This is a genomic window from Stenotrophomonas sp. (assembly GCF_032099025.1).
Classification (GTDB): Bacteria; Pseudomonadota; Gammaproteobacteria; order Xanthomonadales; family Xanthomonadaceae; genus Stenotrophomonas.
The window spans coordinates 11,864-38,106 of record NZ_DAMCID010000028.1; the positions used below are offsets into that span (position 1 = coordinate 11,864).

The window sequence follows — 26,243 nt, forward strand, 5'->3', positions numbered from 1 at the left end:
CCGGCACTACGTTTACCCCGCACCACGCTTGCGTGCGGGGGCGATTCGCGGCACGCTTCACGCTTACCGTACGCAAGCGTATCTACATGTCGCCAGCCACCGAATCCGCCGCCTATCCGCATCTGTTCGCCCCGCTGGACCTGGGCTTCACCACGCTGCGCAATCGCATCCTGATGGGGTCCATGCACACCGGGCTGGAGGACCGCGCGCGCGACTTCCCGCGCCTGGCGGCGTATTTCGCCGAACGCGCGGCCGGCGGCGTGGGCCTGATCGTCACCGGCGGCTACGCGCCCAACGTGGTGGGCTGGCTCAAGCCGTTCGGCGGCAAGCTGTCCTGGCCGTGGGAAGTGGGCCCGCACCGCCAGCTGACCCGTGCCGTGCATGAGCATGACGGCAAGATCTGCCTGCAGTTGCTGCACGCCGGGCGGTATGCCTACCACCCCTTGTCGGTGGCGCCTTCGAAGAAGAAGGCACCGATCAACCCCTTCACCCCGCGCGCGCTGTCCGCACGGGGCGTGGAGCGCCACATCGCCGACTACGCCCGCAGCGCGCGGCTGGCCCGCGACGCCGGCTACGACGGTGTGGAAGTGATGGGCTCGGAAGGCTATCTGATCAACGAATTCATCGCCCCGCGCACCAACCTGCGCAACGACCGCTGGGGGGGCGACGCCGCCCGCCGCATGCAGTTCGCGGTGGAAATCGTGCGCCGCATCCGCGAAGCCTGCGGGCCGGACTTCATCATCATCTACCGGCTGTCGCTGGTCGACCTGGTCGAAGACGGCAGCAACTGGGACGAGATCGTGCAGCAGGCCAAGGCGATCGAAGCGGCCGGCGCCACGCTGATCAACTCCGGCATCGGCTGGCATGAGGCACGCGTGCCCACCATCGCCACCTCGGTGCCGCGCGCGGCCTTCGCCGGGGTCACCGCCAAGCTCAAGCCGCACGTGCAGGTGCCGGTGATCGCCACCAACCGCATCAACATGCCCGACGTGGCCGAACACATCCTGGCCGGCGGCGGCGCGGACATGGTGTCGCTGGCACGGCCCCTGCTGGCCGATCCGGAATGGGCCAACAAGGCCCGCGCCGGTCGCGCCCACGCGATCAACACCTGTATTGCCTGCAACCAGGCCTGCCTGGACCACGTATTCGAGAACAAGACCGCCAGCTGCCTGGTCAACCCGCGCGCCGTGCATGAAACCGAGCTGGTCTACCGCCCCACCACCGCGCCGCGCACGGTAGCGGTGGTCGGCGCCGGGCCCGCGGGACTGGCCGCGGCCACCGTGGCCGCCGAACGCGGCCATTCGGTGACCCTGTTCGATGCCGGCAGCGAGATCGGCGGGCAGTTCAACGTGGCCAAGCGGATTCCCGGCAAGGAAGAGTTCCACGAGACGCTGCGCTACTTCCGTCACAAGCTCGAGGAGACCGGCGTGACCGTGAAGCTCGACACGGTGGCCGACGTGGCCAGCCTGGCCGGCTTCGATACGGTGGTGGTGGCCACTGGCATCACCCCGCGCCGGGTCGATTTCCCCGGGGCCGATCACCCCAAGGTGGTCACGTATCTGGACGTGCTGCTGGGCAAGGTGCAGGTGGGGGCCGAGGTGGCCATCATCGGCGCCGGTGGCATCGGCTTCGACGTGGGCGAATTCCTGGTCCACGAGGGTCCCTCGTCCGCGCTCGACACGGGCCGCTGGATGGCCGAATGGGGCGTGGACCCCAGCTTCGAGGCACGCGGCGCGTTGGCCCGCCCGCAGCCGGAAGCACCCGCACGCAAGGTGTGGCTGCTGCAGCGCAGTCCAGGCAAGCCCGGTGCCCGGCTGGGCAAGACCACCGGCTGGATCCATCGCGCCACGCTCAAGGCCAAGGGCGTGAAGATGCTCGGCGGCGTGGAATACGCAGGCGTGGACGACACGGGCCTGCGCATCCGCATCGATGGGCAGGAACAGACGTTGCCGGTCAGCCACGTCGTGGTCTGCGCCGGGCAGGAACCGCGCCGCGACCTGCATGCGGCGCTGCAGGCCGCCGGTGTCGACGCGCACCTGATCGGCGGCGCGGACGTGGCCGCGGAGCTGGATGCCAAGCGTGCGATCGAGCAGGGCAGCCGCCTCGCGGCGGCGCTGTAACCGGAATGCCGGCCAGCGGCCGGCGCTACGTGAAACCTGAGGCCCTGTAGTGCCGGCCGCTGGCCGGCTCTTCATGAAACCTGATGTCCCCAGGAGCCGGCCAGCGGCCGGCACTACCCCCCCCGAACGTTGCATTGCACGTTGTAGGGCGGGCCGTTGGCCGGCCCTCACACGGTCGCCACCGGCACCTGAATACGATAATCCACTCGCTCTCCGAACCTGAATGTCAAGCCTTTCGGTTCAGGATGCGTTGCGAAATCCCCCCCTATCGTGCGCCAACTTTCCCGCTCACCACCCAGTTCGAGTGAGCGTGCGGCCCCCGACTTCTTCCGGGTGCCGCCAACGGGCGACCCCGATGGTCGCCTCCCCATGACGCCAAGTCGTACGCCTTGCCCCCTTCCGCCCCTGCGGATGGACAGCCAGGTGCGGCCCATACGGAGCAAGGAGATTTATGAAACTGGCCTGGATTCTTTGGCTGTCACAGTTGTTGCCGCAGCCGGCTGCCGATTCGTTGTGCCTGAGCACGACCGTCTACCTCGAAGCGCGTGACCAGACCCTGCGCGGCCAGCAAGCCGTTGCGGAAGTGGCCCTGCGCCGCCTGGACAGCGGGCTGTGGGGCGATTCGATGTGCAAGGTGGTCACCGCACGCAAGCAGTTCGCCCCCACCATCGTGGCGCCGGGCACCCAGCTGGGCAATACCGATGCCTGGGAAGAGGCGATGACCGTGGCCTTCGACGCCGAGCGCAACTGGGCGCTGCCGGTGGGCGAGCGCAAGGAAATCGTTCCCGGTGCCAGCCACTTCGCGGCCCTGGCGATCGCCAACCCGAGCTGGCGCAATGCGTACCAGGTGGCCACCATCGGCGACCACACCTTCTACAAGGTGCAGAGCCTCAAGCCCCGCCAGTCGTAACGAACTGTTGCCGGCGCGCCGTTGCCGTGCGCCCCGGGCCTCTGGGATAGTGGTGGTTTCCACCCTCGACCCCGAACGGAGTCCCCATGAAGCTGTACAGCAAGCCCGGCGCGTGTTCCACCGCTGACCACATCGCCCTGCAATGGACCGGCCAGCCGTTCGAGGTGGAACTGCTCGACAAGGACACCATGAAGGCACCGGCGTTCCTGGCCATCAATCCGGCCGGCGCCGTCCCCGCCGTGGTCGATGGCAGCTTCGTGCTGACCCAGAACGCGGCCATCATGGGCTACATCGCCGATACCTACCCGCAGGCCGGCCTGGCCGGTGACGGCAGCCCGCAGCAGCGCGCCGAAGCGGCCCGTTGGCTGTCCTTCGTCAACTCCGATGTGCATCCGGCGTTCTCGCCGTTGTTCGGGCCGGGCAAGTTCATTGCCGACGAGACCCAGTACGACGCGGTCCGCGCCGCCGCACGCAAGCGCCTGCGTGGCCTGTTCGAAACCGCCGATCGCCAGCTGGCCGACAAGCCCTGGCTGGCCGGTTTCCGCAGCTTCGCCGATCCGTACTTCTACATCACCCTGCGTTGGGCGGCCGCGGCCAAGATCGACCTGGGCGGGCTGGACAACCTGGCTGCGTACAAGACCCGGATGGACGCCGACGCCGGCGTGCAGGCCGCGCTCAAGGCCGAAGGCCTGAATTGAGAGACACCCTGTAGAGCCAGGCCCTGCCTGGCTGAAGCACAGGCCACGCCTGGCTGAACAACCGACCTCCATGAAACGCCCGGCACTGCCGGGCGTCTTCATATCCGCTCAGCCGATTTCCCGCACGACTCTGTCCTGCGCATCGCGCAACACCGTCGGCACCACCTCCACCACCAGCGCCGTACCCGGCACCGGATAGCGTCCGCGCTCGGGGCGTACGCACTGCTGCAACGCGGCCAGGCCCTGCGCACCCAGCGTGCAGCGCATGCCGTCCTCGACCCGGGTCACCGCATCGTGCGCACCAGGTGCGAATTCCCATTCCCGCTGGCGGCTGACCAGGGTCAACGGGTGGCCGTGCTGCAGGCGCAAGGGCAGCAGCTCAAGCAGGTTGGGCACCTGCCCTGCACCGAGCACCAGCACGACCGCCTCGCCTTCCTCGCGCCAGTCCAGGGTCTCCACGAACAGCACTGCGGTGCTCGACCCCTCGCGTTCACTGCCCTGCTGCAGCAGCAGCGCCAGTGCGGGATCCTCCAGCAGCGATGCCCGGTGCAGGTCGGTGATCCACAGCGGCATGCGTGGCGCCAGCGCCTGCAGCACGCCATCGGTCGACCAGCGCTTGATCGCCGCCATCTCCGCATCGCTCAGCCCGATCACCTGCAGGAAAACCAGCCGGCCGTTGGGCGTGTCGCGTGCCGGTAACTGCGGGTCCGGCATGAAGGCCAGGTGGCGCAGGCAGGTATCGGTATCCAGCGCGATCGGCCCGTTGGCATCCATGTGATGGCCCGCCTCGAACACGTTGCCGCTGCCGAACACATAGCGCGCCAGGTTCTGCAGCAGGTTCATCGGCCACACCGGCGGCGCGTCCTCGCCCTCCTGCACGGCCAGGCGGAACGTCAGCTCGAACCCGAAGCCGCTGTCGTCGGCGTCATCGCTCTGCTTGTCGTACAGCTCCGAGAGGCCATAGCTCACGTAATGCCAATGCGGGCGCGACGCGCCGCTGCGGTAGACGCTGATGCCATCCAGCGGGTCGCGTCCGCCCAGCGTGTACGGCACCGCAGTGCCGAAGTGGCGCGGCTCCTGCCCCGGGTACAGCGGCGCCAGCGCGGCGTTGATGGCGTCCCAGCCGCGCGTGCCGTTGTCGGTGGTCATGTCGATGTCCTGTTCGTCCATAGCGGTCGCCCTGGCGCTCCCGTAAAGGCGGCCAATGTACGCCATCGACGCGGCCCGGTGCCGCGCCGGTCAGGCCGGCTGCGGTGCGCTGTGCAGCAGCGCGCGGGTTTCCTCCAGCCAGCGGCTGGCCAGCGCGGGGCTCTTGGCCTTGGACACCGCCGCAGCCATGTCGGGCCACAGCTTTTCCAGGCTGGCGGCATCGGTGCAGCGTTCGATCTTGAGCTGCATGAAGTAGCCCTTCAGGCCCAGGTGCTTGCGCACCGATTCGCTCATCCAGTCATACAGCTGCTTGTAGAGCTGCGGGTCCTGCTCGCGGCCGGCGGTCAGCGCGCGCGGCACGGCGGCCGCCAGCGCCCCGCCGATGGTCTCGATCAGGCCCATCTGCGCAAGCTGTTCCAGTGCATCGTCCGGCGCGCGCAGCCCCGGCAACATGCTGGTCAATTCGTCGTCATCACGCTGACCATCCACCATCAGCAGAATGGAGCGCAGCCCCGGCGGCAGCCGACGCGCGCGGTCTTCGATTTCCTGACGGCCAGCGGCCGTCTTGGCATGGATATACGCCATGTGTTTCCCCCTGTTGCCTGGTCCCCTGCACGCACGCCCCCGGCGATCACCGGACCACGTACGCCCCCCTGCGTTCGTCCAGGCCTGGGCCGTTCCGGCGCGCCATCCCCGGCGTGCCATGCCTCCGGCCTGCAACGATCACCCCGGCAGCTTAACCGAGCGGCCGGAGAGCGCGTAATGCGCTGCAACACGCCCGCCTCCCTCACCCGAGGCCAGGCCGTGCGCGGCAGGGTCGCATCCCGATGACCGGACTCCCTCGCCGGGCGCTTCGCCGCACGTACGGACTGTATGTCCGTACGCACTACCGCCCCAGCGCCCTCCGGATTTCATCCAGGGCACCGGGATCGTCCAGCGTCGACAGATCGCCCGGGTCGCGCTGTTCGGCCAGGGCCTGCAGCGAGCGGCGCAGCAGCTTGCCCGAGCGGGTCTTGGGCAGCGCGTTGACCAGGTGGATGTGCGCCGGGCGTGCCAGCGCGCCCAGGCTCTGGGTCACACGCTGCATCATCTCGGCGATCACCACACTGCCGTCGCCGTCGACCGCCTGCTTGAGGGTCACGAACACCAGCGGCACCTGGCCCTTGAGTTCGTCCTTGACCCCGATCACCGCCGCTTCGGCCACCAGCGGGTGGCCGGAGATGCATTCTTCGATCTCGCGCGTGCCGAGCCGGTGGCCGGCCACGTTGATCACATCGTCGGTGCGCCCAAGAATGAAGGTGTACCCGTCCTCGTCGCGGATCGCCCAGTCCAGCGAGCTGTACAGCAGCTCTTTGAAGTGGCTGAAATAGCTCTGGATGAAGCGCGCGTCGTCCTTCCACACGGTGCTCATGCAGCCGGGCGGCAGCGGCGGCACCATCACCAGCACGCCCTTCTGACCCGGCTGTACTTCGTCGCCGGTGTTCTCGTCGATCACCTTCATGCGGTAGCCGAGATTGGCGAAGCCGGGCGAGCCGAACCGCACCGGCTTCATGTCCACGCCGGGCAGCAGGGTCAGCGCGGGCCAGCCGGTTTCGGTCTGCCAGTAGTTGTCGATGATCGGCTTGCCGAGTGCATCGTTGATCCAGTGCGCGGTAGGCTCGTCCAGCGGTTCGCCGGCCAGGAACACATACTTGAGCGCGTCCAGGTCATGGCGACGGATGAAGTCGACATCGTGCTTCTTCAACACGCGGATCGCGGTGGGCGACGAGAACAGCGTGCGCACGCCGTACTGCTCGCATAGCGCCCACCAGATGCCCGGATCGGGATGGGTCGGCAGGCCTTCGTACAGCAGCGAGGTACAGCCGCCAATCAACGGGCCGTAGACGTTGTAGGAATGGCCGACGGCCCAGCCGACATCCGAGGTGGAGAACATCACCTGGCCCGGCTTGCAGTCGAACACCGTTTCCATCGACTGCGCCATTGCCACTGCATAGCCACCGACGTCGCGCTGCACGCCCTTCGGCTTGCCGGTGGTGCCGGACGTGTACAGCAGGTAGCTGGGTTCGCTCGATTCCAGCCAGACCACCGGCACGTCCTGGTCGCCCACTTCTTCGCGCAGCGTGGCGTATTCGACGTCGCGTCCCGGCACCTTCGGTTCGGCCGGATCCAGCCCGCGCGAGACGATCAGCACATGAGGCGGCGGCGACTGTGCTTCGGCGCAGGCGGCATCGACCATGGCCTTGTACGGAATCACTTTGCCACCGCGCTTGCCCGCATCGGCGGTGATGAGCAGTTTCGGCTCGGCATCATCGATGCGCAGCGCCAGGTTGTGCGCGGCGAAGCCACCGAACACCACCGAGTGGATCGCACCGATGCGCGCGCAGGCGAGCATGGCGAACACGGCTTCGGCCATGTTGGGCATGTAGATCACGACGCGGTCGCCGCGCTGCACCTCCAGCCGCTGCAGCACGGCGGCGAATGCATTCACTTCGCGGTAGAGCTCGCGGTAGGTGATCTCGCGGGTGACGTTGGTCTCGGTAGAGATGGCCACCAGCGCCAGCTGGTCGGGCCGGTCGGCAAGGTGGCGGTCCACCGCGTTGTAGCAGAGGTTGGTTTCCCCGCCCACGAACCAGCGCCGGAACGGCGGGTTGCTGTAGTCGAGGATCTGCTGCGGCGGCGTGTGCCAGTAGATCCGGTGCGCCTCTTCCGCCCAGAACGCCTCAGGTTCCTCGACCGAACGCCGGTAGACATCTTCGTATCGCATGACAGCCCTCCCAGACAAGGTCATGGGTTCGAGCATAGTCCGATGGCGGCTGCCGAGCCGTCCTACCTTGGTCGTACGGAGCGCGTGCTCGCGGCCTGAAGCAGACGCGGCTGCCGGTGAATCGAGCGCCGGGCCGCCTTACCCTTTCCGGCGAATGTCCCCCGGCGTCGGCCTGCGGCCGCCCCCTCCTCCTTTACTTCGCCTACAAGGGCAAGGCGACCCGGCACTCGACCCACCGGCGTTGCACCCTGACTTCCGCTTTCCATCGCGTGCCGCAAGCCGAGCCCCGTCGCGGCCGGTAGGTCCCTGGCAAAGTAAAGGAGGAGGCGGCGGCGAATGCCGACGCCGGGGGACATTTGCATAGGGGCCTGCCGGCCGGGACGGGGCCCTCAACGCTCGCGATGAAGGTGATCGAAGATCCTGCCCCACGCTTCGAAAAGAAAAAACGCCAGGCAAGCCCGGCGTTTTTTCATCCAGTGCCAACCAAACGGTCGGCAGCCGCAAGCATCAACCCAGCAGGTGGGCCACGCCGGCGCGCTCTTCTTCCAGCTCGGCCAGGGTCTTGTCGATGTACTTCTGGCTGAAGTCGTCCACCGGCAGGTCCTTGACCAGGGTGTACTCACCGTTTTCGGTGGTCACCGCGAAGCCGAAGATCACACCTTCCGGAATGCCGTAGGAGCCGTCGGACGGCACGCCCATCGTCACCCACTTGCCGTTGCTGCCCAGCACCCAGTCGCGGATGTGGTCGATGGCGGCATTGGCGGCCGAAGCAGCCGAGGACGAACCACGGGCTTCGATGATCGCCGCGCCGCGCTTGCCCACGGTCGGGATGAAGGTGTTGGCGTTCCATTCCTGGTCGTTGATCGCATCGGCGATCGACGCGCCATCGGCGGTCGCGAAACGGTAGTCCGGGTACATGGTCGGGCTGTGGTTGCCCCACACGACCAGCTTCTCGATGCCACCGACCGACTTGCCCAGCTTGGACGACAGCTGGCTCAGCGCGCGGTTGTGGTCCAGGCGCAGCATGGCGGTGAAGTTGCGCGGGTTGAGGTCCGGCGCCGACTTCATGGCGATGTAGGCATTGGTGTTGGCCGGGTTGCCGACCACCAGGACCTTCACGTTGCGGCTGGCGACCTTGTTCAGCGCCGCGCCCTGCGCGGTGAAGATCTTGGCGTTTTCCAGCAGCAGGTCCTTGCGCTCCATGCCCGGGCCGCGCGGACGCGCGCCGACCAGCAGGGCGATGTCGGCATCCTTGAACGCCACTTCGGCGTCATCGGTACCGACCATGCCGGCCAGCAGCGGGAACGCGCAGTCTTCCAGTTCCATCATCACGCCGCGCAGGGCGGCCTGGGCCTTGTCGACCGGCAGCTCGAGCAGCTGCAGGATGACCGGCTGGTCCTTGCCCAGCATTTCGCCGGAGGCGATGCGGAACAGCAGGGCGTAGCCGATCTGGCCGGCGGCGCCGGTCACGGCAACACGAACAGGTGCTTTCATGGGGATTTCCTCTGCTAAGAAGCTGTGTGGGAGTGGCCACCGGGCGGGGAAAGACCTGGCGGGGCGGCCGGAAACGCGAAACGGCCTCCCATTACAGGAGGCCGTTGGAGGGAATCAGGCGGCGAGGATCTTGTTCCACTCAGCCACCTGCTCGGCCTGGGCGGCCAGCACGGCATCGGTATCGCCTTCCAGGGTGATCGAATGGATCACGTCGCCCTGCTTGACCGAGTCGACGATGGCCTGGCCATCCAGCACCTGGCCGAACACGGTGTGCTTGCCGTCCAGCCAGTCGGTCTTGATGTGGGTGATGAAGAACTGGCTGCCGTTGGTGTTCGGGCCGGCGTTGGCCATGGACAGCGAGCCGATCTGGTGCTTCACACCGTTCTTCTCGTCCTCGAACTTGTAGCCCGGGCCGCCGGTGCCCTGACCCTTGGGGCAACCGCCCTGGATCATGAAATCGGGGATGACGCGGTGGAAGATCAGGCCGTCATAGAAGCCCTTCTGGACCAGGTTCACGAAGTTGGCGACGGTCTTCGGGGCCTTGTCGGCGAACAGCTCGACCTTGATCGGGCCCTGGGTGGTGTCGAAGGTGGCGATGAGGGACATGGGGATCCTTGGTATACGGGGTTGTTGTCAGCCCATAAGGATACACCGCGGCCCTTGAACGACGTGCGCCGGTTTCACGAACGCGGCCCGAACCGCCTTTCCTGAACGCCCCGAAGCCACGCCGGGCGTGGCTCTACCTGAATGCGCTACAGGTTGTTTTCGCGTTTGGTCATGGAAGCCGTATAATGTTGGACTTCTTTTTCCAAATCCGGCGCCGACTGGCCCCCTTTCGCATGTCTATCGAAAATCTTCGCAACATCGCCATCGTCGCCCACGTCGACCACGGTAAGACCACCCTCGTCGACCAGCTGCTCAAGCAGTCCGGCACCCTCTCCGAGCGCACCGTGCTCGCCGAGCGCGTGATGGACAGCAATGATCAGGAAAAGGAGCGTGGCATCACGATCCTGGCCAAGAACACGGCCATCACCTGGGAAGACAAGAAGACCGGTATCAAGAACCGGATCAACATCGTCGACACCCCGGGACACGCCGACTTCGGCGGCGAAGTGGAGCGCGTGCTGTCGATGGTCGACACCGTGCTGATCCTCGTCGACGCGATGGACGGCCCGATGCCGCAGACCCGCTTCGTGACCCAGAAGGCCTTCGCGATGGGCTTCAAGCCGATCGTCGTGGTCAACAAGGTCGACCGTCCGGGTTCGCGTCCGGATTGGGTGATCGACCAGGTCTTCGACCTGTTCGACAAGCTCGGTGCCACCAATGAGCAGCTGGACTTCCCGATTGTCTACGCCTCGGCCCTGAACGGCTATGCCGGCCTGGAAGACAGCGTGCGCGACGGCGACATGACCCCGCTGTACGAAGCGATCATGCAGCACGCGCCGAAGCCGGAAGTGGACCCGGAAGGTCCGTTCCAGATGCGCATCAGCCAGCTGGACTACAACAACTTCGTGGGCGTGATCGGCATCGGCCGCGTGCAGCGCGGCACCCTGAAGAAGAACATGCAGGTCGCGGTCATCGACCGTGAAGGCAAGAAGCGCAACGGCAAGGTCGCGCAGGTGCTGGGCTTCCTGGGCCTGGAGCGCATCGAGCAGGACACCGCCGAAGCCGGCGACATCGTCGCCATCTCGGGCATTCCGGAACTGACCATCTCCGACACCCTGTGCCACCCGGATACCCCGGAAGCACTGCCGGCGCTGACCGTCGATGAACCGACGATCTCGATGACCTTCCAGGTCAACAATTCGCCGTTCGCCGGCAACAAGGACCTGTCCGGTGGCAAGTTCCTGACCAGCCGCCAGATCAAGGACCGCCTGGACCGCGAACAGGTCCACAACGTGGCCCTGAAGGTCGAGCAGCTCGAAGACGCCGACAAGTTCCTGGTCTCCGGCCGTGGCGAACTGCACCTGTCGGTGCTGATCGAAAACATGCGTCGTGAAGGCTACGAGCTGGCCGTGTCGCGCCCGGAAGTCATCATCAAGCAGATCGACGGCCAGGCCATGGAGCCGATCGAGCAGCTGGTGGTGGACATCGAAGAACAGCACCAGGGCGGCGTGATGGAAAAGCTGGGCACCCGCAAGGGCCAGCTGAAGAACATGGAGCCGGACGGCAAGGGCCGCGTGCGCCTGGAATACCAGATCCCGGCGCGCGGCCTGATCGGCTTCCAGAACGAGTTCAAGACCCTCACCCAGGGTTCGGGCCTGCTGTTCCACGTGTTCGACCATTACGGCCCGAAGGAACAGGGCGCCATCGCCAAGCGCCAGAACGGCGTGATGATCGCCAATGCCCCGGGCGCCACCCCGGCGTACTCGCTTGGCCCGCTGCAGGAACGCGGCAAGCTGTTCGCTGCTGAAGGCGACAACGTGTATGAAGGCCAGCTGGTCGGCATCCACTCCAAGGACAACGACCTGACCGTCAACGCCATCAAGACCAAGCCGCTGACCAACATGCGCGCCTCGGGCAAGGACGATGCGATCCAGCTGACCCCGGCGATCAAGTACTCGCTGGAACAGGCCCTGGACTTCATCGAAGACGACGAGCTGGTCGAGATCACCCCGAAGGAGATCCGTCTGCGCAAGAAGGGTCTGACCGAGAGTGATCGCAAGAAGGCCTCGCGCGGCGGCTGATCGGACACCTTCGTGACCGACACGCCTTACAACCCGGATCCGCACAGGCATCCGGGGCTTCACTTGATCGCCTTGCTGGAAGCCAGCAAGGCGGCCTTGGCGCTGCTGGCTGCCACCGGGCTGGAAATGCTCGGTCCGCAGCCACTGCGCGACGCGGTCAATGCCCTGATCCGGCGTTTCAGCCTGGACCCGGATCACGGCACCCTGCCCTCGCTGCTCAACATGATCAGCCCCGACGCCGTGCACCTGGCCGCTGCGGCCATGTTCGGCTACGGCATCCTGCACCTGTTCGAGGCCTGGGGCCTCTGGCGCGCCAAGGCCTGGGCCTCCTGGCTGGGCTGCGTCACTGCCGGCATCTACCTGCCGTTCGATATCTACGCCATCATCCGCCACCCTGGCTGGGCCTCGTGGTCGGTGCTGGTCATCAATCTCATCGTGGTCGGCGTACTCGCCCGTGACATCCGCAAGCGCACCCGTCCTGTCGATCCCACCGCCTGAGTTGCCAAGCGCGCGTGTCGCTGGTTAGCCTGAGCACTGGTTTCGGGAACACACAGATGCGCGTGTCACTGACATCGATGGTGATCGCCATCGCGCTGCTGGGCTGCGCGCAATCGCCTGCGCCCCTGTTGAGCCAGGCCCATGCGGCCGCACCGGTCACCGCACCCGACACCCCCTTCGTCTACGCCGAAACCGACATCAGCACCCTGCAGGCGCAGATGGCCGCAGGCGAGCTGGACAGCGTCATCCTGACCCGCGCCTACCTGGAACGCATCGCGCGCCTGGATCGCGCCGGGCCGCGCCTGAACGCGGTGATCGAGCTCAATCCCGATGCCCTGAAGGAAGCCGCCACCCTGGACGCCGAGCGTCGCCGGGGCCAGCTGCGCGGGCCGCTGCATGGCATTCCGCTGCTGCTCAAGGACAACATCGGCGCCCGCCCGATGCGCACCAGCGCCGGCTCGCTGGCGCTGGCCGGGTTCCATCCGGATGACGCCTTCCTGGTCACCCGCCTGCGCGCGGCCGGGGCGCTGATCCTGGGCAAGACCAACCTCAGCGAATGGGCCAATTTCCGCTCCAGCCAGTCCGTTTCCGGCTGGAGCGCACGCGGCGGACAGACCCGCAACCCCTACCGGCTGAGCCACTCGCCCTGCGGCTCCAGCAGCGGCAGCGCGGTCGCGGTGGCGGCCAACCTCTCCGCCGCCGCCGTAGGCACCGAGACCGACGGCAGCATCGTCTGCCCGGCGGCCATGAACGGCGTGGTCGGGCTGAAGCCGACGGTCGGGCTGGTCAGCCGCGACGGCATCATCCCCCTCTCCTTCAGCCAGGACACCGCCGGGCCGATGGCGCGCAGCGTGGCCGACGCCGCCGCCCTGCTGACCGCGATGGCCGGCCGCGACGCCGCCGACCCGGCCACCGCCACCATGCCCGGGCGGGCCGTTTACGACTACACCTCCCGGCTCAATCCGGACGGTCTGCGCGGCGCCCGTATCGGCGTGCTGCACGGGACACTGGACCAGCTGCCCGGCGTGGCACCGGCGCTGCAGCACGCCCTCGGCGTCCTGCGCGATGCCGGCGCGGTGGTGGTGCCGGTGGAGCTGCCTACCCAGGGCCAGTGGCAGGACGCCGAGCAGGTCGTGCTGCGGCATGAGTTCAAGGCCGGGCTGCAGCGCTACCTCACCGCCCGCAAGGCACCGGTGCGCGACCTGGACGCGATCATCGCCTTCAATCGCAGCCACGCCGACAAGGAGCTGGTGCTGTTCGGCCAGGACCTGATGGAGTCCGCCGCGCAGGCGGGCGGCCTGGGCAGCCCCGACTACATCGCTGCGCGCACGCAGGCGCGTCGGCTGGCCGGTCCCGAGGGGATCGACGCGGTGCTGCGCGCGGAGCGCCTGGACGCGCTGGTAGCGCCCACGACGGGGGCAGCCTGGCCGATCCGTACGGGCCAGGGCGACACCTTCCCGGGAGAGAGCTACAGCGCCGCCGCCGTCGCCGGCTATCCAAGCCTGACGGTGCCGATGGCCCACGTGAATGGCCTGCCGCTGGGCCTGCTGTTCATGGGCACCGCCTGGAGCGAACCGAAGCTGATCGAACTGGCCTACAGCTACGAACAGCGCACCCGCGCCCGGCGCCCGCCGCGGTTCGCGACCGAGGCGTTGCTGCCGTAATCGGCGTATCGACCCACGGTCGATACCTACCGGTGATGCCCCCCCCCCGAAGATGTAGCCCCCGGCGATATCCCGCCGGCGATGTCACACCTGCGATGTCACGCCGACGATGCAACCGCGGCGATGCCCCGCCGACGACGTGCATGTCGACGTCATCCCGGTAGCGCACGACCGTTGGTCGTGCGCCACCTCACCGCGCGGGCTCCTCGACCGCCACCACCGCGGGCGGGCCGTCTTCGGCGCCCGGCGATCGTACGTCGTCGGCCGGTTGCGAGCGGGGGGTGCGGGTCGCTGGATCGGGGCGGTCGAGGATCTCGGCGCGGGTGCGCGGCAGCGCCTGGGGATGTTCGCGCGCCAGGAAATCCAGCATGCGCTCACGCACGATGCAGCGCAGGTCGAAGGCGTCGCCCGAGTTGCGCGCACTGACCAGCAGGCGCACCTGCAGGGTGTGTTCGCTGGTCTCGGTTACCTGGGTCACGCAGACCCGGCCGTCCCACAGGGACTCGCCCTTGCAGATGCGCTCCAGCTCGGCCCGGATGGCCACGATCGGGGCGCGGTAGTCCAGCCACAGGAAGGCGGTGCCCAGCAGGTCGGCGCTGCGCCGGGTCCAGTTCTGGAAGGGGTTCTCGATGAACCAGGTCAACGGCACGACCATCCGCCGTTCGTCCCAGATGCGCACGACCACGTAGCTGCTGCCGATCTCCTCCACCCGCCCCCACTCGCCTTCCACGATGACCACATCGTCGAGGCGGATCGGCTGGGTCAGCGCGATCTGCAGCCCCGCGATCAGGTTGCCGAACACGGGCTTGGCCGCGATGCCGGCCACCAGGCCGATGATGCCAGCCGAGGCCAGCAGCGCGGTGCCGATCTGGCGCACCATCGGGAAGGTCAGCAACACCATCGCCGCCCCCACCAGGATGATCGCCCCCATCAGCACGCGGCTGAGCACGCGGGTCTGTGTCTGGATGCGCCGGGCCGCCAGGTTGTCGGCCACCTCCATGGGGTTGTCACGCAGGATCGCCTGCTCACCGGCCGCCACCGCACGCACCAGCAGCCAGATGAAACACGCGGTCAGGCCGATGTGCAGCAGCCGCAGTGCCTGGTCGAGCCAGCGCCCGTCCAGCGGCGTGGCCTCAAGCGCGGGAATGAGCACCAGCATCGGCAGCGCGAAGGCCAGCGGCCGGCTGATCACCCGTGCGATACGGGCGCGGCGGTAGTCCCGGCCCTTCAGACGCCGGGTCAATGCCATCAGCAGCCACCAGCAGGTGATACCCACCACCAGGGCGATTCCGATGGGCCACAGATATGCGGCCGCCATCTGCCAATCCACTCGCATGCATGCTCCCGCAGGATTTCAACGGACGCCCCACCGTGCCAGAGCAGGGATGATCGTCACGTAGAGCCACGCCTAGCGCGGCTGCGCAGTACCCGGCAAAGAGCAGCCACGCAACAGAATCCCCACCCGTGCCGCTGCGGAAAGCTACGGGCGCGTGGCGACGCGTTCATCGCAATGGCGCACGCCGGTCGTGGGGCGCGGCGTGGCTCTACGTGCGGGTCAGCCGCCCTGCTTGCGCACGATCGCCATCGCGATCTCCAGCGACTGCTCGTAATTCAGGCGTGGGTCCACCGAAGAGCGATACGCACGCTCCAGGTCACGCTCGGTCAGCTCACGTGCGCCACCGGTGCATTCGGTCACGTCTTCGCCGGTCAGTTCCAGGTGCACGCCACCCAGGCGGGTGCCGGCTGCCGCGTGCAGGTCGAACGACAGCTCCACTTCGCTGCGCACGTTGTCAAAGCGGCGGGTCTTGTAACCGTTGCTGGTGCTTTCGGTGTTGCCATGCATGGCATCGCACACCCACAGCACGCGGCGACCATCGCGCTTGACGGCGTCCAGCAGCGGCGGCAGCTTGTCGGCGATCTGCGCCGCGCCCATGCGGTGGATGAAGCTCAGGCGGCCCGGCTCATCATCCGGATTGAGCACGTCGATGAGGCGCAGCAGCTGGTCCGGCTGCACCGACGGCCCGACCTTGATCGCGATGGGATTGCGCACGCCACGCAGGTATTCAACATGGGCGCCATCGAGCGCGGCGGTGCGCATGCCGATCCACGGGTAATGTGTGCTGAGATTCAACCAGCCATGCTGGCGTGGCACCTGGCGGCTGAGCGCCTGCTCATACGGCAGCAGCAGCGCTTCGTGCGAGGTATAGAAGTCGATGCGGTTGAGGTTGTACACCTGCGCGCCCGACAGCGTCTCCATGAAGCGCACGGCATCGCCGATCGAGGACACCATCTTCTGGTAGTCGGTGGCCAGCGGCGAGTGCCGCACCCACTCCAGGTTCCAGTATTCGGGGTGGTGGAGGTCGGCGAAGCCGCCATCGATCAGGGCCCGCACGAAGTTCATGGTCATGGCCGAGTGCGCATGGGCCTGCAGCATGCGGCGCGGATCGGGCAGGCGCGCGGCTTCGGTGAACTCCGGCGCATTGATCACGTCGCCGCGGTAGCTGGGCAGGGTGACGCCATCGCGGGTCTCGGTGTCGGCCGAACGCGGCTTGGCATACTGGCCGGCAAACCGCCCGACGCGGATGACCGGCTTGCGCATGCCGTGCACAAGCACAAGGCTCATCTGCAGCAGCACCTTGAGCCGGTTGGAGATGGTGGTGGATTCGCAGTCGCTGAAGTTCTCGGCGCAGTCGCCGCCCTGCAGGAGGAAGCGCTTGCCTTCCTGGGCGTCGGCAAGCTGCTGCTTGAGCGAGAGAATCTCCCACGAGGTCACGAGCGGCGGCAGGCGCTTGAGCTCATGCAGCGCTGCGTCCAATGCGACGGGATCGGGATAGGTCGGCATCTGCAGCGCCGGCTTCCCACGCCAGCTCTCCGGCGACCAGTCGGTCGGCACGGCGGCGAAGGTAGGGTCACGGTCGGAAGCAGTCATCGGAATATCCAGCAGTTCAGCGGTAAAAAGAGGTTCAGTGGCGGCGGGCAGGACGACGGAACGACACCACCAGGGCCCACAGGCCCAGCAGGACGAACCAGACCACACTCCACATGGGAATGCTCATACCCAGGAAGGTCCAATCAATGTTGCCGCAGTTGCCGGTACCGGTGAGGACGGTGCGGAACACTTCGAACGGCCCCATCGTCTCACTCAGGAACGACAGCGGCGGCCCGCAGCTGGACCCGAGGTCCTGCGGCAGCAACTGCACATACACGTGGCGCGCGGCAATGCCGGCACCCACGGCGGCGGCAATGAATGCAAGCACGCCGTAGGTAATGCGCCCGGGACGATCGCGCGGTCCATGCAGCGCCCCGATCAGGAACAACAGACCCAAGGCAGCGAACGCAATGCGCTGGAAGATGCACAACGGGCAAGGTTCGAGCCCCATCTTCAGCTGCAACCAGATCGCGTAGCCCAGCAACGCGGCACAGATCAGGAACCCCAGCAGGAACTGGGCGCGGTAATTCCAGCGCAATGGATTCATTGCCAACACTCGTGAAAGTCCAGGCAGCAAGATTAACAGGCCGCTGCGGGGTTCAGGCTGCGACGCTTTGCCGTATGTCGGCTTGGTTGGCCTTATGGGGTGTTTTGGGTTTCGGGCGGACAGCCGCGCTGCCGCAGTGTTCAGTGCCCGGCCGCGCCGGGTGTGGGTTTGCGGGGGACGCCGTGAACCCGTCCATGGGGGCTTGTAGAAAACATCCATGTTTTCTACACCCCCGCAAACCCACCCCCGCCGCGACCCCGATCTTGCGTCGGTGCTCATGGGGCCCATCGGCTCGTTGTGGAAGGTCGGCAACAGAAACAGGCCGGGCACGCCCGGCCCGGCTCCGACATGGAAAGTCAGACACGCCGATGGCTGCGGCTCTTCGAACGAAGATGGGCCGGGCCTGCCCGGCAACCATCCGATCGCGGCCTCCCATGCCGAGCCGATGGACCCTATGAGCACCGACGCATCATCGGGGTCGCGGCGGGGGCTGGTTTGCGGGGGTCTGAGCGGCATGGATGCCGCGACGAAGCCTACAGGGACGTATTCACGGCGTCCCCCGCAAACCAGCACCCGGCGCGGCCGGGCACTGGACAATCCCGCTGCGCGGCTGTTCGCCCATGACCAGCAGCAGCCGGGCAACGCCCGGCGACACGGGATCAACGCTTCCGGGAGAGCAGAAATGAAAAACCCGGCGCAAGGCCGGGTTCTTCAACAATCTTGGGGTGTTGCGCGTCGATTATTCTTCGACGGCTTCAGCCACGGCAGCCGGACGGTCGACGAGTTCGACGTAGGCCATCGGAGCGTTGTCGCCAGCGCGGAAACCGCACTTCAGCAGACGCAGGTAACCGCCCGGACGGCTCGCGTAGCGCGGGCCCAGGGTGGTGAACAGGTTGCCCACGGCTTCGTTGTCACGCAGACGGGCGAAGGCCAGACGGCGGTTGGCGACGGAGTCGACCTTGGCCAGGGTGATCAGCGGCTCGGCGACGCGGCGCAGTTCCTTGGCCTTCGGCAGGGTGGTCTTGATCAGCTCGTGCTTGAACAGCGAGGCAGCCATGTTCTTGAACATTGCTTCGCGGTGAGCGCTGGTACGGTTGAACTTACGGCCAGACTTCATGTGACGCATGGGATGTAATCCTTGAAAGAATGTTGGATCGGTTGGGTGTCGCTGTCGCCTTCCTGGCGTTGCTGCTTGGACTGCGGATGGTCCGGTGCCGGCCCTCCTGGCCGACCGTCACCGCAGGCTATGGGCCTGTCGGTGCGAGGTACTGCGGGTAAAGTCCCCGCACCCGAAGGTGCGGGGTGAAACCTGAGCGCTGGATCAGCCGAGCATGCCGTGCTGGGCGACACCGGCCGGCGGCCAGTTCTCCAGCTTCATGCCGAGCGAAAGGCCGCGCTGTGCGAGGACTTCCTTGATCTCGGTCAGCGACTTCTTGCCGAGGTTCGGGGTCTTGAGCAGTTCCACTTCGGTCTTCTGGATCAGATCGCCGATGTAGTAGATGCTCTCGGCCTTCAGGCAGTTGGCCGAACGCACGGTCAATTCCAGGTCGTCGATCGGGCGCAGCAGCACCGGATCCACGCCGTTGTTGGCCGGCTTCGCTGCACCGCGGTCGCGGTGGGTGAAGTCACCGAAGACCGACAGCTGATCGCTGAGGATGTCGGCGGCGGTGCGCACGGCTTCCTCGGCATCGATCGTGCCGTTGGTTTCGATGTCCAGCACCAGCTTGTCCAGATCGGTACGCTGTTCGACGCGGGCCGCTTCCACCGAATAGGCGACGCGACGGACCGGCGAGAACGACGCATCCAGAACCAGACGACCGATGGCACGGGTCTCTTCGTCCGGACGACGACGCGCGGCCGCCGGCTGGTAGCCGAAGCCACGCTCGATCTTCAGACGCATGTTGATCGCCGTGTCCTTGGTCAGGTGGCAGATAACATGATCGTTGTTGAGGATCTCGACGTTGTGGTCGACCTTGATATCGGCAGCGGTCACAACACCCTGACCCTGCTTGGACAGCGACAGCGTGGCGCTGTCACCGGTATGCATACGGATCGCCACGTCCTTCAGATTGAGCAGGACATCGAGGACGTCCTCCTGCAAACCTTCAAGCGTGGTGTACTCGTGCAGCACGCCGTCGATCTCGACTTCCGTGATGGCGAAGCCCGGGATGGACGACAGCAACACGCGACGCAGGGCATTGCCCAGCGTATGCCCGTAACCACGCTCCAAAGGTTCGATAACGACCTTGGCTCGGGTGTCGGTAATGCGTTCGATCTGCGGACCGCGAGGACGCAGAACCTGATTGGCGGTAACCGTCATGTTGCGGGTTCTCCTAGTGAATCCCCGGCCGTCGCCGGGGATTCTCCGATGTGAATTACTTCGAATACAACTCGACGATCAGCGCTTCGTTGATATCCGCAGGCAGGTCCGCACGATCCGGAACAGCCTTGAAGATGCCGGCGAACTTGCCGGAATCCACTTCAACCCACGACGGACGCAGGTCGTGCTGGGCGGCGACGGTCAGGGCTTCCTGAACGCGCAGCTGCTTGGCAGCCTTCTCGGACAGAGCAACAGCGTCGCCAGCCTTGACCTGGTACGAAGCCAGGTTGACCGACTTGCCGTTCACGGTGACACCGCGGTGCGAGACCAGCTGACGCGCAGCCGGACGGGTCACAGCGAAGCCCATGCGATAGACGACGTTGTCCAGGCGGGTTTCCAACAGCTGCAGCAGGTTCTCGCCGGTGTTGCCCTTCTTGGTCGAGGCCTTCTTGTAGTAGTTGCGGAACTGACGCTCCAGCAGGCCGTAGATACGCTTGACCTTCTGCTTTTCACGCAGCTGGGTAGCGTAGTCGGACAGCTTGCCCTTACGGGCAGTGGCGCCGTGCTGGCCGGGCTTCTGCTCCAGCTTGCACTTCGAGTCCAGCGCACGGGCCGGGCTCTTGAGGGAAAGGTCGGCGCCTTCGCGGCGGGCGAGCTTACAGGTAGGACCGATATAACGAGCCATTTCTTATCGCTCCTTTAGACGCGACGCTTCTTCGGCGGACGGCACCCGTTGTGCGGGATAGGCGTCACGTCGATGATGTTGGTGATCTTGTAGCCCACGTTGTTCAGCGAGCGCACGGCCGACTCACGACCCGGACCCGGGCCCTTGATGCGGACTTCCAAGGACTTGACGCCGTAATCCAGCGCGGCACGGCCGGCTTTCTCGGCAGCCACCTGGGCAGCGAACGGGGTGGACTTACGCGAACCGCGGAAGCCAGCGCCACCGGACGTCGCCCACGACAGAGCGTTGCCCTGGCGGTCGGTGATGGTCACGATGGTGTTGTTGAAAGAAGCGTGGACGTGGGCGACGCCGTCAGTGACGACGCGCTTGATCTTCTTCTTGGTCTTAGCGACGGGCTTAGCCATTTCTTAGGTCCCTTACTTCCTGATCGCCTTGCGCGGGCCCTTGCGGGTGCGGGCGTTGGTACGGGTGCGCTGACCGCGCAGCGGGAGGCCGCGACGGTGACGCAGACCGCGATAGCAGCCCAGGTCCATCAGGCGCTTGATCGCGATACCGATTTCACGGCGCAGATCGCCTTCCACGATGTACTTGGCCACTTCCGAGCGAAGACGCTCGATTTCCGGCTCCGACAGATCGCGGATCTTGGTGGTCGAGGTCACGCCTGCAGCGTCGCAGACCTTCTTCGAACGGGTACGGCCGATGCCGTAAATGCTTTGCAACCCGACCCAGACGTGCTTCTGGGCTGGCAGGTTGACGCCTGCAATACGCGCCATGACGCGGTTCTCCAGCTGAGTGATGGCCGACAGCGCACCCGAAGTGCGCCGATCCGGCAGGATGGATCAAAAAAGTGAACTAGCGATACTAACAAGGTTCCGGTTTACATGGAAGCCCGTGAAACCTGAAAGGTTTCATGGACCCGGCCCAGGGAGTGTGCCCAGGCTCCGGCGCCGGATCAGGTTGACCCCGTGAGAACGACCCTTGCGAGCCCTTCCCCGGTGTCGCCCGCGCTACTCCCGCGCAGGACAACCCGATCTCACCCCCACCCGGAACCGCTGCGGGGGCCGCCCTTCGTTTGTGTGGCCAGGTCCGCGAAGCGGAGGACCATCACGTCAGGAAGACGATAGTGTAACAGGCCAATCAGCCGCGGGCAAAACCGCCGCGATTGCCGCCCTTCAGGTTTGCCTTCTTCAACAGGCTTTCGTACTGGTGCGACATCAGGTGCGCCTGGATCTGCGCAATGAAGTCCATCACCACCACCACCACGATCAGCAGCGAGGTGCCGCCGAAGTAGAACGAGGCATTCAACTGCGTGCGCATGATTTCCGGCAGCAGGCAGACGATCACCAGGTAGGCCGAGCCGGCCGCGGTCAGGCGGGTCAGTACCCCGTCGATGTAGTCGGCGGTGGCCTTGCCCGGACGGATGCCCGGAATCAGCGCGCCCGACTTCTTCAGGTTGTCGGCAGTTTCCTGCGAGTTGAACACCAGCGCGGTATAGAAGAACGCGAAACCGGTGATCAGCGCAGCGAAGACGATCATGTGCAGCGGCTCGCCCGGACCCAGGGCGTTGGCGACCTTCTGCAGCCAGGTCGCCGAGCTGGCCTGGCCGGACCACATGGCCAGGGTGGTCGGGAAGGCCAGGATGCTGGAGGCGAAGATGGCCGGGATCACGCCCGCCATGTTCAGCTTCAGCGGCAGGAACGAGGTCTGGTTCATGTACGCGTTGCGGCCGCCCTGGCGACGTGCGTAGTTCACCGTGATGCGGCGCTGGCCGCGTTCGACGAACACCACGAAGAAGGTGAAGGCCAGCACCACCAGCACGATCAGCAGCAGCTGGATGAACTGCAGGTTGCCGTCCTGGTAGGCATCGAAGGTGTGGAGGACCGCACCCGGGAGACCGGCCACGATGCCGGCGAAGATGATCAGCGACACACCGTTGCCGATGCCACGTTCGGTGACCTGCTCGCCGACCCACATGAGGAAGATGGTACCGGCGGTCAGCGCGACCACGGCGGTGAGCACGAAGCCCATGCCCGGCGCGTAAACGACCGGCGCACCGCTCGGGGACAGCTGGTTCTGCAGCGCCAGCGCGATGCTGCCGCCCTGCACCACCGCCAGCAACACGGCGCCGATGCGGGAATATTGGGTGATCTTGCGGCGACCGGATTCACCTTCCTTCTGCAGCGCCTTGAGCGCCGGGAAGATGTGGACCGCCAGCTGCATCACGATCGATGCCGAGATGTACGGCATCACGTTCAGCGCGAAAATGCTGAAGCGGTGCAGGGCGCCGCCCGAGAACATGTTGAACATGTCCACGATACCGCCGCCCTGCGCCTGCATGAGCGCAAGCATGGCATCAGGATTGACGCCCGGCACCGGCACATAACAGCCGATGCGGTAGACGATCAAAGCCCCGACGACGAACAGCAGACGCTGGCGAAGTTCCGTGAACTTGCCGAGCCCGCCGCCCAGGTTACCAATGCCAGCTTGCGCCATGTCTTACTCCTGTACGCTGCCGCCGGCAGCTTCGATCGCGGCCTTGGCACCGGCCGTTGCTGCGACGCCCTTCAGGGTGAAGGCCTTGGTCAGGCCGCCCTTCATGACGATCTTGGCCTGCTTGGCCGAGGTCGGGACCAGGTTCGCAGCGCGCAGCGCGGCGAAATCGATCTCACCGGCTTCCAGCTTGTCCAGCTGGTAGGACAGCACTTCGGCCGTGTCCTTGGCGATCTTGGAACGGAAACCGACCTTCGGCAGACGACGCTGCATGGGGGTCTGGCCGCCTTCGAAGCCTGCCTTGATCTTGCCGCCACCCTTACGGGCGAACGAACCCTTGTGACCGCGGCCGCAGGTCTTGCCCAGGCCCGAGCCGATACCACGGCCCACGCGGGTGCGCTCTTTGCGCGCGCCCGGTGCCGGGCTCAGTTCATTGAGATGCATGGTCATTGGATTATTCCTCAACCTTGACGAGGTAGTGGACCTTGTTGATCAGACCGCGAACCTGCGGGCTGTCCTTCAGTTCACGTACGCTATTGAGCTTGCCGAGGCCAAGCGCCTTCACCGACAGGCGGTGACGTGCCTGGGCGCCGCGCAGGCCGCCAACCAGACGGACCTTGATGGTCTTGGTGGTGTCATTAGCCATGGTTGAGATCCTCCACCTTCTTGCCGCGCTTGGCCGCAATGCGGGCCGGCGACTGCATTTCGGACAGACCCTTCAGCGTGGCGCGAACCAGGTTGATCGGGTTGCGCGAACCGACGGCCTTGGCCAGCACGTTCTTGACGCCAACGGCTTCCAGGACGGCGCGCATGGCACCACCGGCGATCACACCGGTACCTTCCGAGGCCGGCATCATGAACACGCGGGCTGCGCCGTGGCCGGACTTCACCGGGTGCCACAGGGTGCCGTTGTTCAGATCGACGTCGGCCAGGTTCTTGCGAGCCTGCTCCATCGACTTCTGGATGGCGACCGGCACTTCGCGCGCCTTGCCATAACCGAAACCGACCTTGCCTGCGCCGTCACCGACCACGGTCAGCGCGGTGAAGGTGAACTGGCGACCGCCCTTGACGGTCTTGCTGACGCGGTTGACCGCGACCAGCTTCTCGATCATGCCGTCGTCGACTTTCTCTTCGCGGTTGCGGTCGCGATCGCGACCCCGCTGCTGACGTTCTTCTGCCATGTTGATTCCTTGATTGATTGGGTATGTACGGCTCAAGGCCGCTTATAGCTGTGAAGTGAAGCGGTGAACCGATCGCCCCTGCAGAAGAAGGACGTCGTCCGGCACAACCCGTGCCGGCAGGCAGGCGGAAGCGGGGACCAGCCCCGCTCCCTTAACCCTTAGAACTGCAGGCCGCCTTCGCGGGCTGCATCGGCCAGCGCCTTGATGCGGCCGTGGTAGCGGTAGCCCGAGCGGTCGAAAGCGACCTTCTCGATGCCCGCAGCCTTGGCGCGCTCGGCAACCAGCTTGCCCACCTTGGCGGCGGCGTCGCTGTTCTTGCCATTCTTCAGGCCTTCCTTGACGTCGGCCTGGGTGGTGTTGGCAGCAGCCAGCACCTTGGAGCCGTCGGCGGTGAAGACCTGGGCGTACAGGTGCTGACCGGTGCGCAGCACCGACAGACGCGGCACGCCGAGGACGCGGATGTGCGCGCGGGTGGACTTGGCGCGACGCAGGCGAGCGATGTTCTTGTTCATGTTTTTGATCCTCGAAAGCTGAAGGCTGGCGTGTCCTGAAAAGTCCGCACAGTGATGTGCGGGCTTCTGCGGGGGACTCGCATTAGGCCTTCTTGGCTTCCTTGCGAATGATGACTTCGTCGGAGTACTTCACGCCCTTGCCCTTGTACGGCTCCGGCTTGCGGAACGCACGGATCTTGGCGGCAACTTCACCGACCACCTGCTTGTCCGCGCCCTGGACCAGGATCTCGGTCTGGGTCGGGGTGGTGATGGTGATGCCTTCCGGCGCCACGTACACGACCGGGTGCGAGAAGCCGAGCGCCAGGCTCAGATCCTTGCCTGCCATGGAGGCACGGTAGCCCACGCCGACCAGCTCGAGCTTGCGCTCGAAGCCTTCGGAAACACCCTTGACCATGTTGGCCAGGATGGCGCGGAGCGTACCGGTCAGCGGGATCAGATCCGCGTTCTCGGCGCTCAGGCTCGCAACGCCGTTCTCGACATTGATGGCGATACCAGCCGGCTTGGCCATCGACAGGGTGCCCTTCGGGCCCTTGGCGGTGACGGTGTCGTTCTGGACGTTCAGTTCAACCTTACCCAGGTCAACGGGCTTCTTGGCTACGCGGGACATAGTAGTTTCCTTCTCGCCTTAGGCCACGAAGCACAGGACTTCGCCGCCGACGCCCAACTGGCGCGCCTGCGCATCAGTCATGATGCCCTTGGAGGTGGAGATGATGGAGATGCCCAGGCCGTTCAGGACCTTCGGCAGCTCGGACTTGCCACGGTACTGGCGCAGACCCGAACGCGAGAAGCGCTTCAGGGTCTCGATGACCGGCTTGCCTTCGAAATACTTCAGGACGATTTCAAGCTCGGCCTTGTTGTTCTCGATCTTGGTGACGCGCAGGTCGGTGATGTAGCCTTCGGCCTTCAACACTTCTGCGATTGCTACCTTGATCTTGGAGGACGGTGCTTTCACCGTCTGCTTGCCAACCGCGGCCGCATTCTTGATGCGTACCAGCAGGTCGGCGATGGGATCAGTCATGCTCATAGTCGATACCTTTGAGTGCACCGATATCCGCTTTCGCGAAAATCTTGCTATTTCTGAAATGGGCCTGGAGGCCCTTCGTTCTTGTTCAGGGTATCCGGCCAGCCGACCCACAGTCGGCTCTACCGGTCGCCGTTTCAGCGCCCTACCCCACCGTTACTGCCAGTGAGACGCGGGAGTATACGACAAAAAGAGCCCGACCAGGGTCGGACTCTTCACGTTGGGGTGAACCTGAACAGGCTCACCCCGTACTGCGGGGACGAATCCCTTACCAGCTGGCCTTGCGAAGGCCCGGCACGTCACCACGCATGGTGGCTTCGCGCAGCTTGTTGCGGCCGAGGCCGAACTTGCTGTAGACGCCACGCGGGCGGCCCGAGAGCTCGCAACGGTTGCGGTGACGGCTCGGCGACGAATCGCGCGGCAGCTTCTGCAGCTTGATCACTGCTTCAGCCTTCTCGTCGTACGAAGCGGTCGTGCTGGAGATGATCTTCTTCAGCTCGTCGCGCTTGCCGGCGTACTTGACGGCCAGCTTGGCACGCTTCAGATCGCGGTTGACCATGGAGGTCTTTGCCAT

27 protein-coding genes are annotated in these 26,243 nt (G+C 65.8%); 6 read left to right on the top strand and 21 right to left on the bottom strand.

Features of this window, described 5'->3' with window-relative positions; translation table 11 throughout:
* The first annotated feature begins 86 nt into the window (after positions 1–86).
* The 3 genes from RT456_RS16335 (at position 87) to RT456_RS16345 (ending at position 3,728) form a co-directional block, all read left to right on the top strand.
* Positions 87–2,120, top strand: a complete 2,034-nt coding sequence (locus RT456_RS16335) for an NADPH-dependent 2,4-dienoyl-CoA reductase (RefSeq protein WP_313348094.1) — start codon at positions 87–89, stop codon at positions 2,118–2,120.
* A gap of 451 nt (positions 2,121–2,571) precedes the next feature.
* Positions 2,572–3,030, top strand: coding sequence for a cell wall hydrolase (locus tag RT456_RS16340; RefSeq protein ID WP_313348095.1), 459 nt, complete (start codon positions 2,572–2,574; stop codon positions 3,028–3,030).
* Between the two features lie 86 nt (positions 3,031–3,116).
* On the top strand, positions 3,117–3,728 hold the full coding sequence (locus tag RT456_RS16345; RefSeq protein ID WP_313348096.1) for a glutathione S-transferase N-terminal domain-containing protein: 612 nt from the start codon (positions 3,117–3,119) through the stop codon (positions 3,726–3,728).
* 108 nt (positions 3,729–3,836) lie between these two features.
* On the opposite strand, the gene RT456_RS16350 is transcribed toward RT456_RS16345, so the two are convergent.
* From RT456_RS16350 to RT456_RS16370, 5 genes are all read right to left on the bottom strand, one after another.
* Positions 3,837–4,898 (bottom strand): suppressor of fused domain protein, encoded by a 1,062-nt coding sequence (locus RT456_RS16350; protein ID WP_313348097.1) that lies wholly within the window; start codon positions 4,896–4,898, stop codon positions 3,837–3,839.
* 69 nt (positions 4,899–4,967) lie between these two features.
* A complete protein-coding gene (locus RT456_RS16355) occupies positions 4,968–5,462 on the bottom strand; it encodes a hypothetical protein (protein WP_313348098.1) in 495 nt (164 codons plus the stop codon).
* A 301-nt stretch (positions 5,463–5,763) separates the two neighbouring features.
* Complete coding sequence (gene prpE / locus RT456_RS16360; RefSeq protein WP_313348099.1) at positions 5,764–7,641, bottom strand: propionate--CoA ligase; 1,878 nt, start codon at positions 7,639–7,641, stop codon at positions 5,764–5,766.
* Positions 7,642–8,148: 507 nt separating this feature from the next.
* Positions 8,149–9,135 (bottom strand): malate dehydrogenase, encoded by a 987-nt coding sequence (locus RT456_RS16365; protein ID WP_313348100.1) that lies wholly within the window; start codon positions 9,133–9,135, stop codon positions 8,149–8,151.
* 114 nt (positions 9,136–9,249) lie between these two features.
* Complete coding sequence (locus RT456_RS16370; RefSeq protein WP_313348101.1) at positions 9,250–9,741, bottom strand: peptidylprolyl isomerase; 492 nt, start codon at positions 9,739–9,741, stop codon at positions 9,250–9,252.
* 233 nt (positions 9,742–9,974) lie between these two features.
* Here RT456_RS16370 and typA point away from each other — a divergent pair, with 233 nt between their 5' ends.
* The 3 genes from typA to RT456_RS16385 are packed head-to-tail and all read left to right on the top strand — an operon-like array spanning position 9,975 to position 13,984.
* The gene (typA, locus tag RT456_RS16375) at positions 9,975–11,822 is read left to right on the top strand and encodes a translational GTPase TypA (protein ID WP_313348102.1); all 1,848 of its coding nucleotides are present in this window, start codon (positions 9,975–9,977) and stop codon (positions 11,820–11,822) included.
* Between the two features lie 12 nt (positions 11,823–11,834).
* Complete coding sequence (locus RT456_RS16380) at positions 11,835–12,320, top strand: DUF2127 domain-containing protein (RefSeq protein ID WP_313348103.1); 486 nt, start codon at positions 11,835–11,837, stop codon at positions 12,318–12,320.
* Between the two features lie 56 nt (positions 12,321–12,376).
* Positions 12,377–13,984 (top strand): amidase, encoded by a 1,608-nt coding sequence (locus RT456_RS16385; RefSeq protein ID WP_313348104.1) that lies wholly within the window; start codon positions 12,377–12,379, stop codon positions 13,982–13,984.
* Positions 13,985–14,174: 190 nt separating this feature from the next.
* Here the strand turns inward: RT456_RS16385 and RT456_RS16390 are convergent, their stop codons facing one another.
* The 16 genes from RT456_RS16390 to rpsN all read right to left on the bottom strand — a co-directional run bounded on the left by RT456_RS16390 (position 14,175) and on the right by rpsN (position 26,243).
* On the bottom strand, positions 14,175–15,320 hold the full coding sequence (locus tag RT456_RS16390; RefSeq protein ID WP_313348105.1) for a mechanosensitive ion channel domain-containing protein: 1,146 nt from the start codon (positions 15,318–15,320) through the stop codon (positions 14,175–14,177).
* 219 nt (positions 15,321–15,539) lie between these two features.
* A complete protein-coding gene (locus RT456_RS16395; RefSeq protein ID WP_313348107.1) occupies positions 15,540–16,913 on the bottom strand; it encodes a 3-deoxy-7-phosphoheptulonate synthase class II in 1,374 nt (457 codons plus the stop codon).
* A 34-nt stretch (positions 16,914–16,947) separates the two neighbouring features.
* Positions 16,948–17,460, bottom strand: a complete 513-nt coding sequence (locus RT456_RS16400) for a disulfide bond formation protein B (protein WP_313348109.1) — start codon at positions 17,458–17,460, stop codon at positions 16,948–16,950.
* Positions 17,461–18,199: 739 nt separating this feature from the next.
* The gene (rplQ, locus tag RT456_RS16405) at positions 18,200–18,586 is read right to left on the bottom strand and encodes a 50S ribosomal protein L17 (protein WP_121042892.1); all 387 of its coding nucleotides are present in this window, start codon (positions 18,584–18,586) and stop codon (positions 18,200–18,202) included.
* 195 nt (positions 18,587–18,781) lie between these two features.
* The gene (rpoA, locus tag RT456_RS16410; protein WP_313348111.1) at positions 18,782–19,780 is read right to left on the bottom strand and encodes a DNA-directed RNA polymerase subunit alpha; all 999 of its coding nucleotides are present in this window, start codon (positions 19,778–19,780) and stop codon (positions 18,782–18,784) included.
* Between the two features lie 55 nt (positions 19,781–19,835).
* Positions 19,836–20,465: a 30S ribosomal protein S4 gene (gene rpsD / locus RT456_RS16415; protein ID WP_017355428.1), complete on the bottom strand. Its 630-nt coding sequence runs from the start codon at positions 20,463–20,465 to the stop codon at positions 19,836–19,838.
* Positions 20,466–20,479: 14 nt separating this feature from the next.
* Positions 20,480–20,869 carry a 30S ribosomal protein S11 gene (gene rpsK / locus RT456_RS16420; RefSeq protein WP_017355427.1) on the bottom strand — a complete coding sequence of 130 codons (390 nt, stop codon included), beginning with the start codon at positions 20,867–20,869 and terminating at the stop codon, positions 20,480–20,482.
* 12 nt (positions 20,870–20,881) lie between these two features.
* Complete coding sequence (gene rpsM / locus RT456_RS16425; RefSeq protein ID WP_017355426.1) at positions 20,882–21,238, bottom strand: 30S ribosomal protein S13; 357 nt, start codon at positions 21,236–21,238, stop codon at positions 20,882–20,884.
* Positions 21,239–21,602: 364 nt separating this feature from the next.
* Positions 21,603–22,958: a preprotein translocase subunit SecY gene (gene secY, locus RT456_RS16430; protein WP_313348112.1), complete on the bottom strand. Its 1,356-nt coding sequence runs from the start codon at positions 22,956–22,958 to the stop codon at positions 21,603–21,605.
* A gap of 3 nt (positions 22,959–22,961) precedes the next feature.
* Positions 22,962–23,405 (bottom strand): 50S ribosomal protein L15, encoded by a 444-nt coding sequence (gene rplO / locus RT456_RS16435; protein WP_313348113.1) that lies wholly within the window; start codon positions 23,403–23,405, stop codon positions 22,962–22,964.
* A gap of 4 nt (positions 23,406–23,409) precedes the next feature.
* The gene (gene rpmD / locus RT456_RS16440) at positions 23,410–23,601 is read right to left on the bottom strand and encodes a 50S ribosomal protein L30 (protein WP_121042886.1); all 192 of its coding nucleotides are present in this window, start codon (positions 23,599–23,601) and stop codon (positions 23,410–23,412) included.
* Complete coding sequence (gene rpsE, locus RT456_RS16445) at positions 23,594–24,136, bottom strand: 30S ribosomal protein S5 (RefSeq protein ID WP_038690276.1); 543 nt, start codon at positions 24,134–24,136, stop codon at positions 23,594–23,596. The genes rpmD and rpsE overlap by 8 nt, the downstream gene beginning before the upstream one ends.
* Before the next feature lie 158 nt (positions 24,137–24,294).
* Positions 24,295–24,648 (bottom strand): 50S ribosomal protein L18, encoded by a 354-nt coding sequence (gene rplR, locus RT456_RS16450; protein WP_019186158.1) that lies wholly within the window; start codon positions 24,646–24,648, stop codon positions 24,295–24,297.
* 82 nt (positions 24,649–24,730) lie between these two features.
* Positions 24,731–25,255, bottom strand: a complete 525-nt coding sequence (gene rplF, locus RT456_RS16455; protein ID WP_313348115.1) for a 50S ribosomal protein L6 — start codon at positions 25,253–25,255, stop codon at positions 24,731–24,733.
* A gap of 18 nt (positions 25,256–25,273) precedes the next feature.
* On the bottom strand, positions 25,274–25,672 hold the full coding sequence (gene rpsH, locus RT456_RS16460; protein ID WP_019186156.1) for a 30S ribosomal protein S8: 399 nt from the start codon (positions 25,670–25,672) through the stop codon (positions 25,274–25,276).
* 265 nt (positions 25,673–25,937) lie between these two features.
* Complete coding sequence (gene rpsN, locus RT456_RS16465) at positions 25,938–26,243, bottom strand: 30S ribosomal protein S14 (RefSeq protein WP_313348117.1); 306 nt, start codon at positions 26,241–26,243, stop codon at positions 25,938–25,940.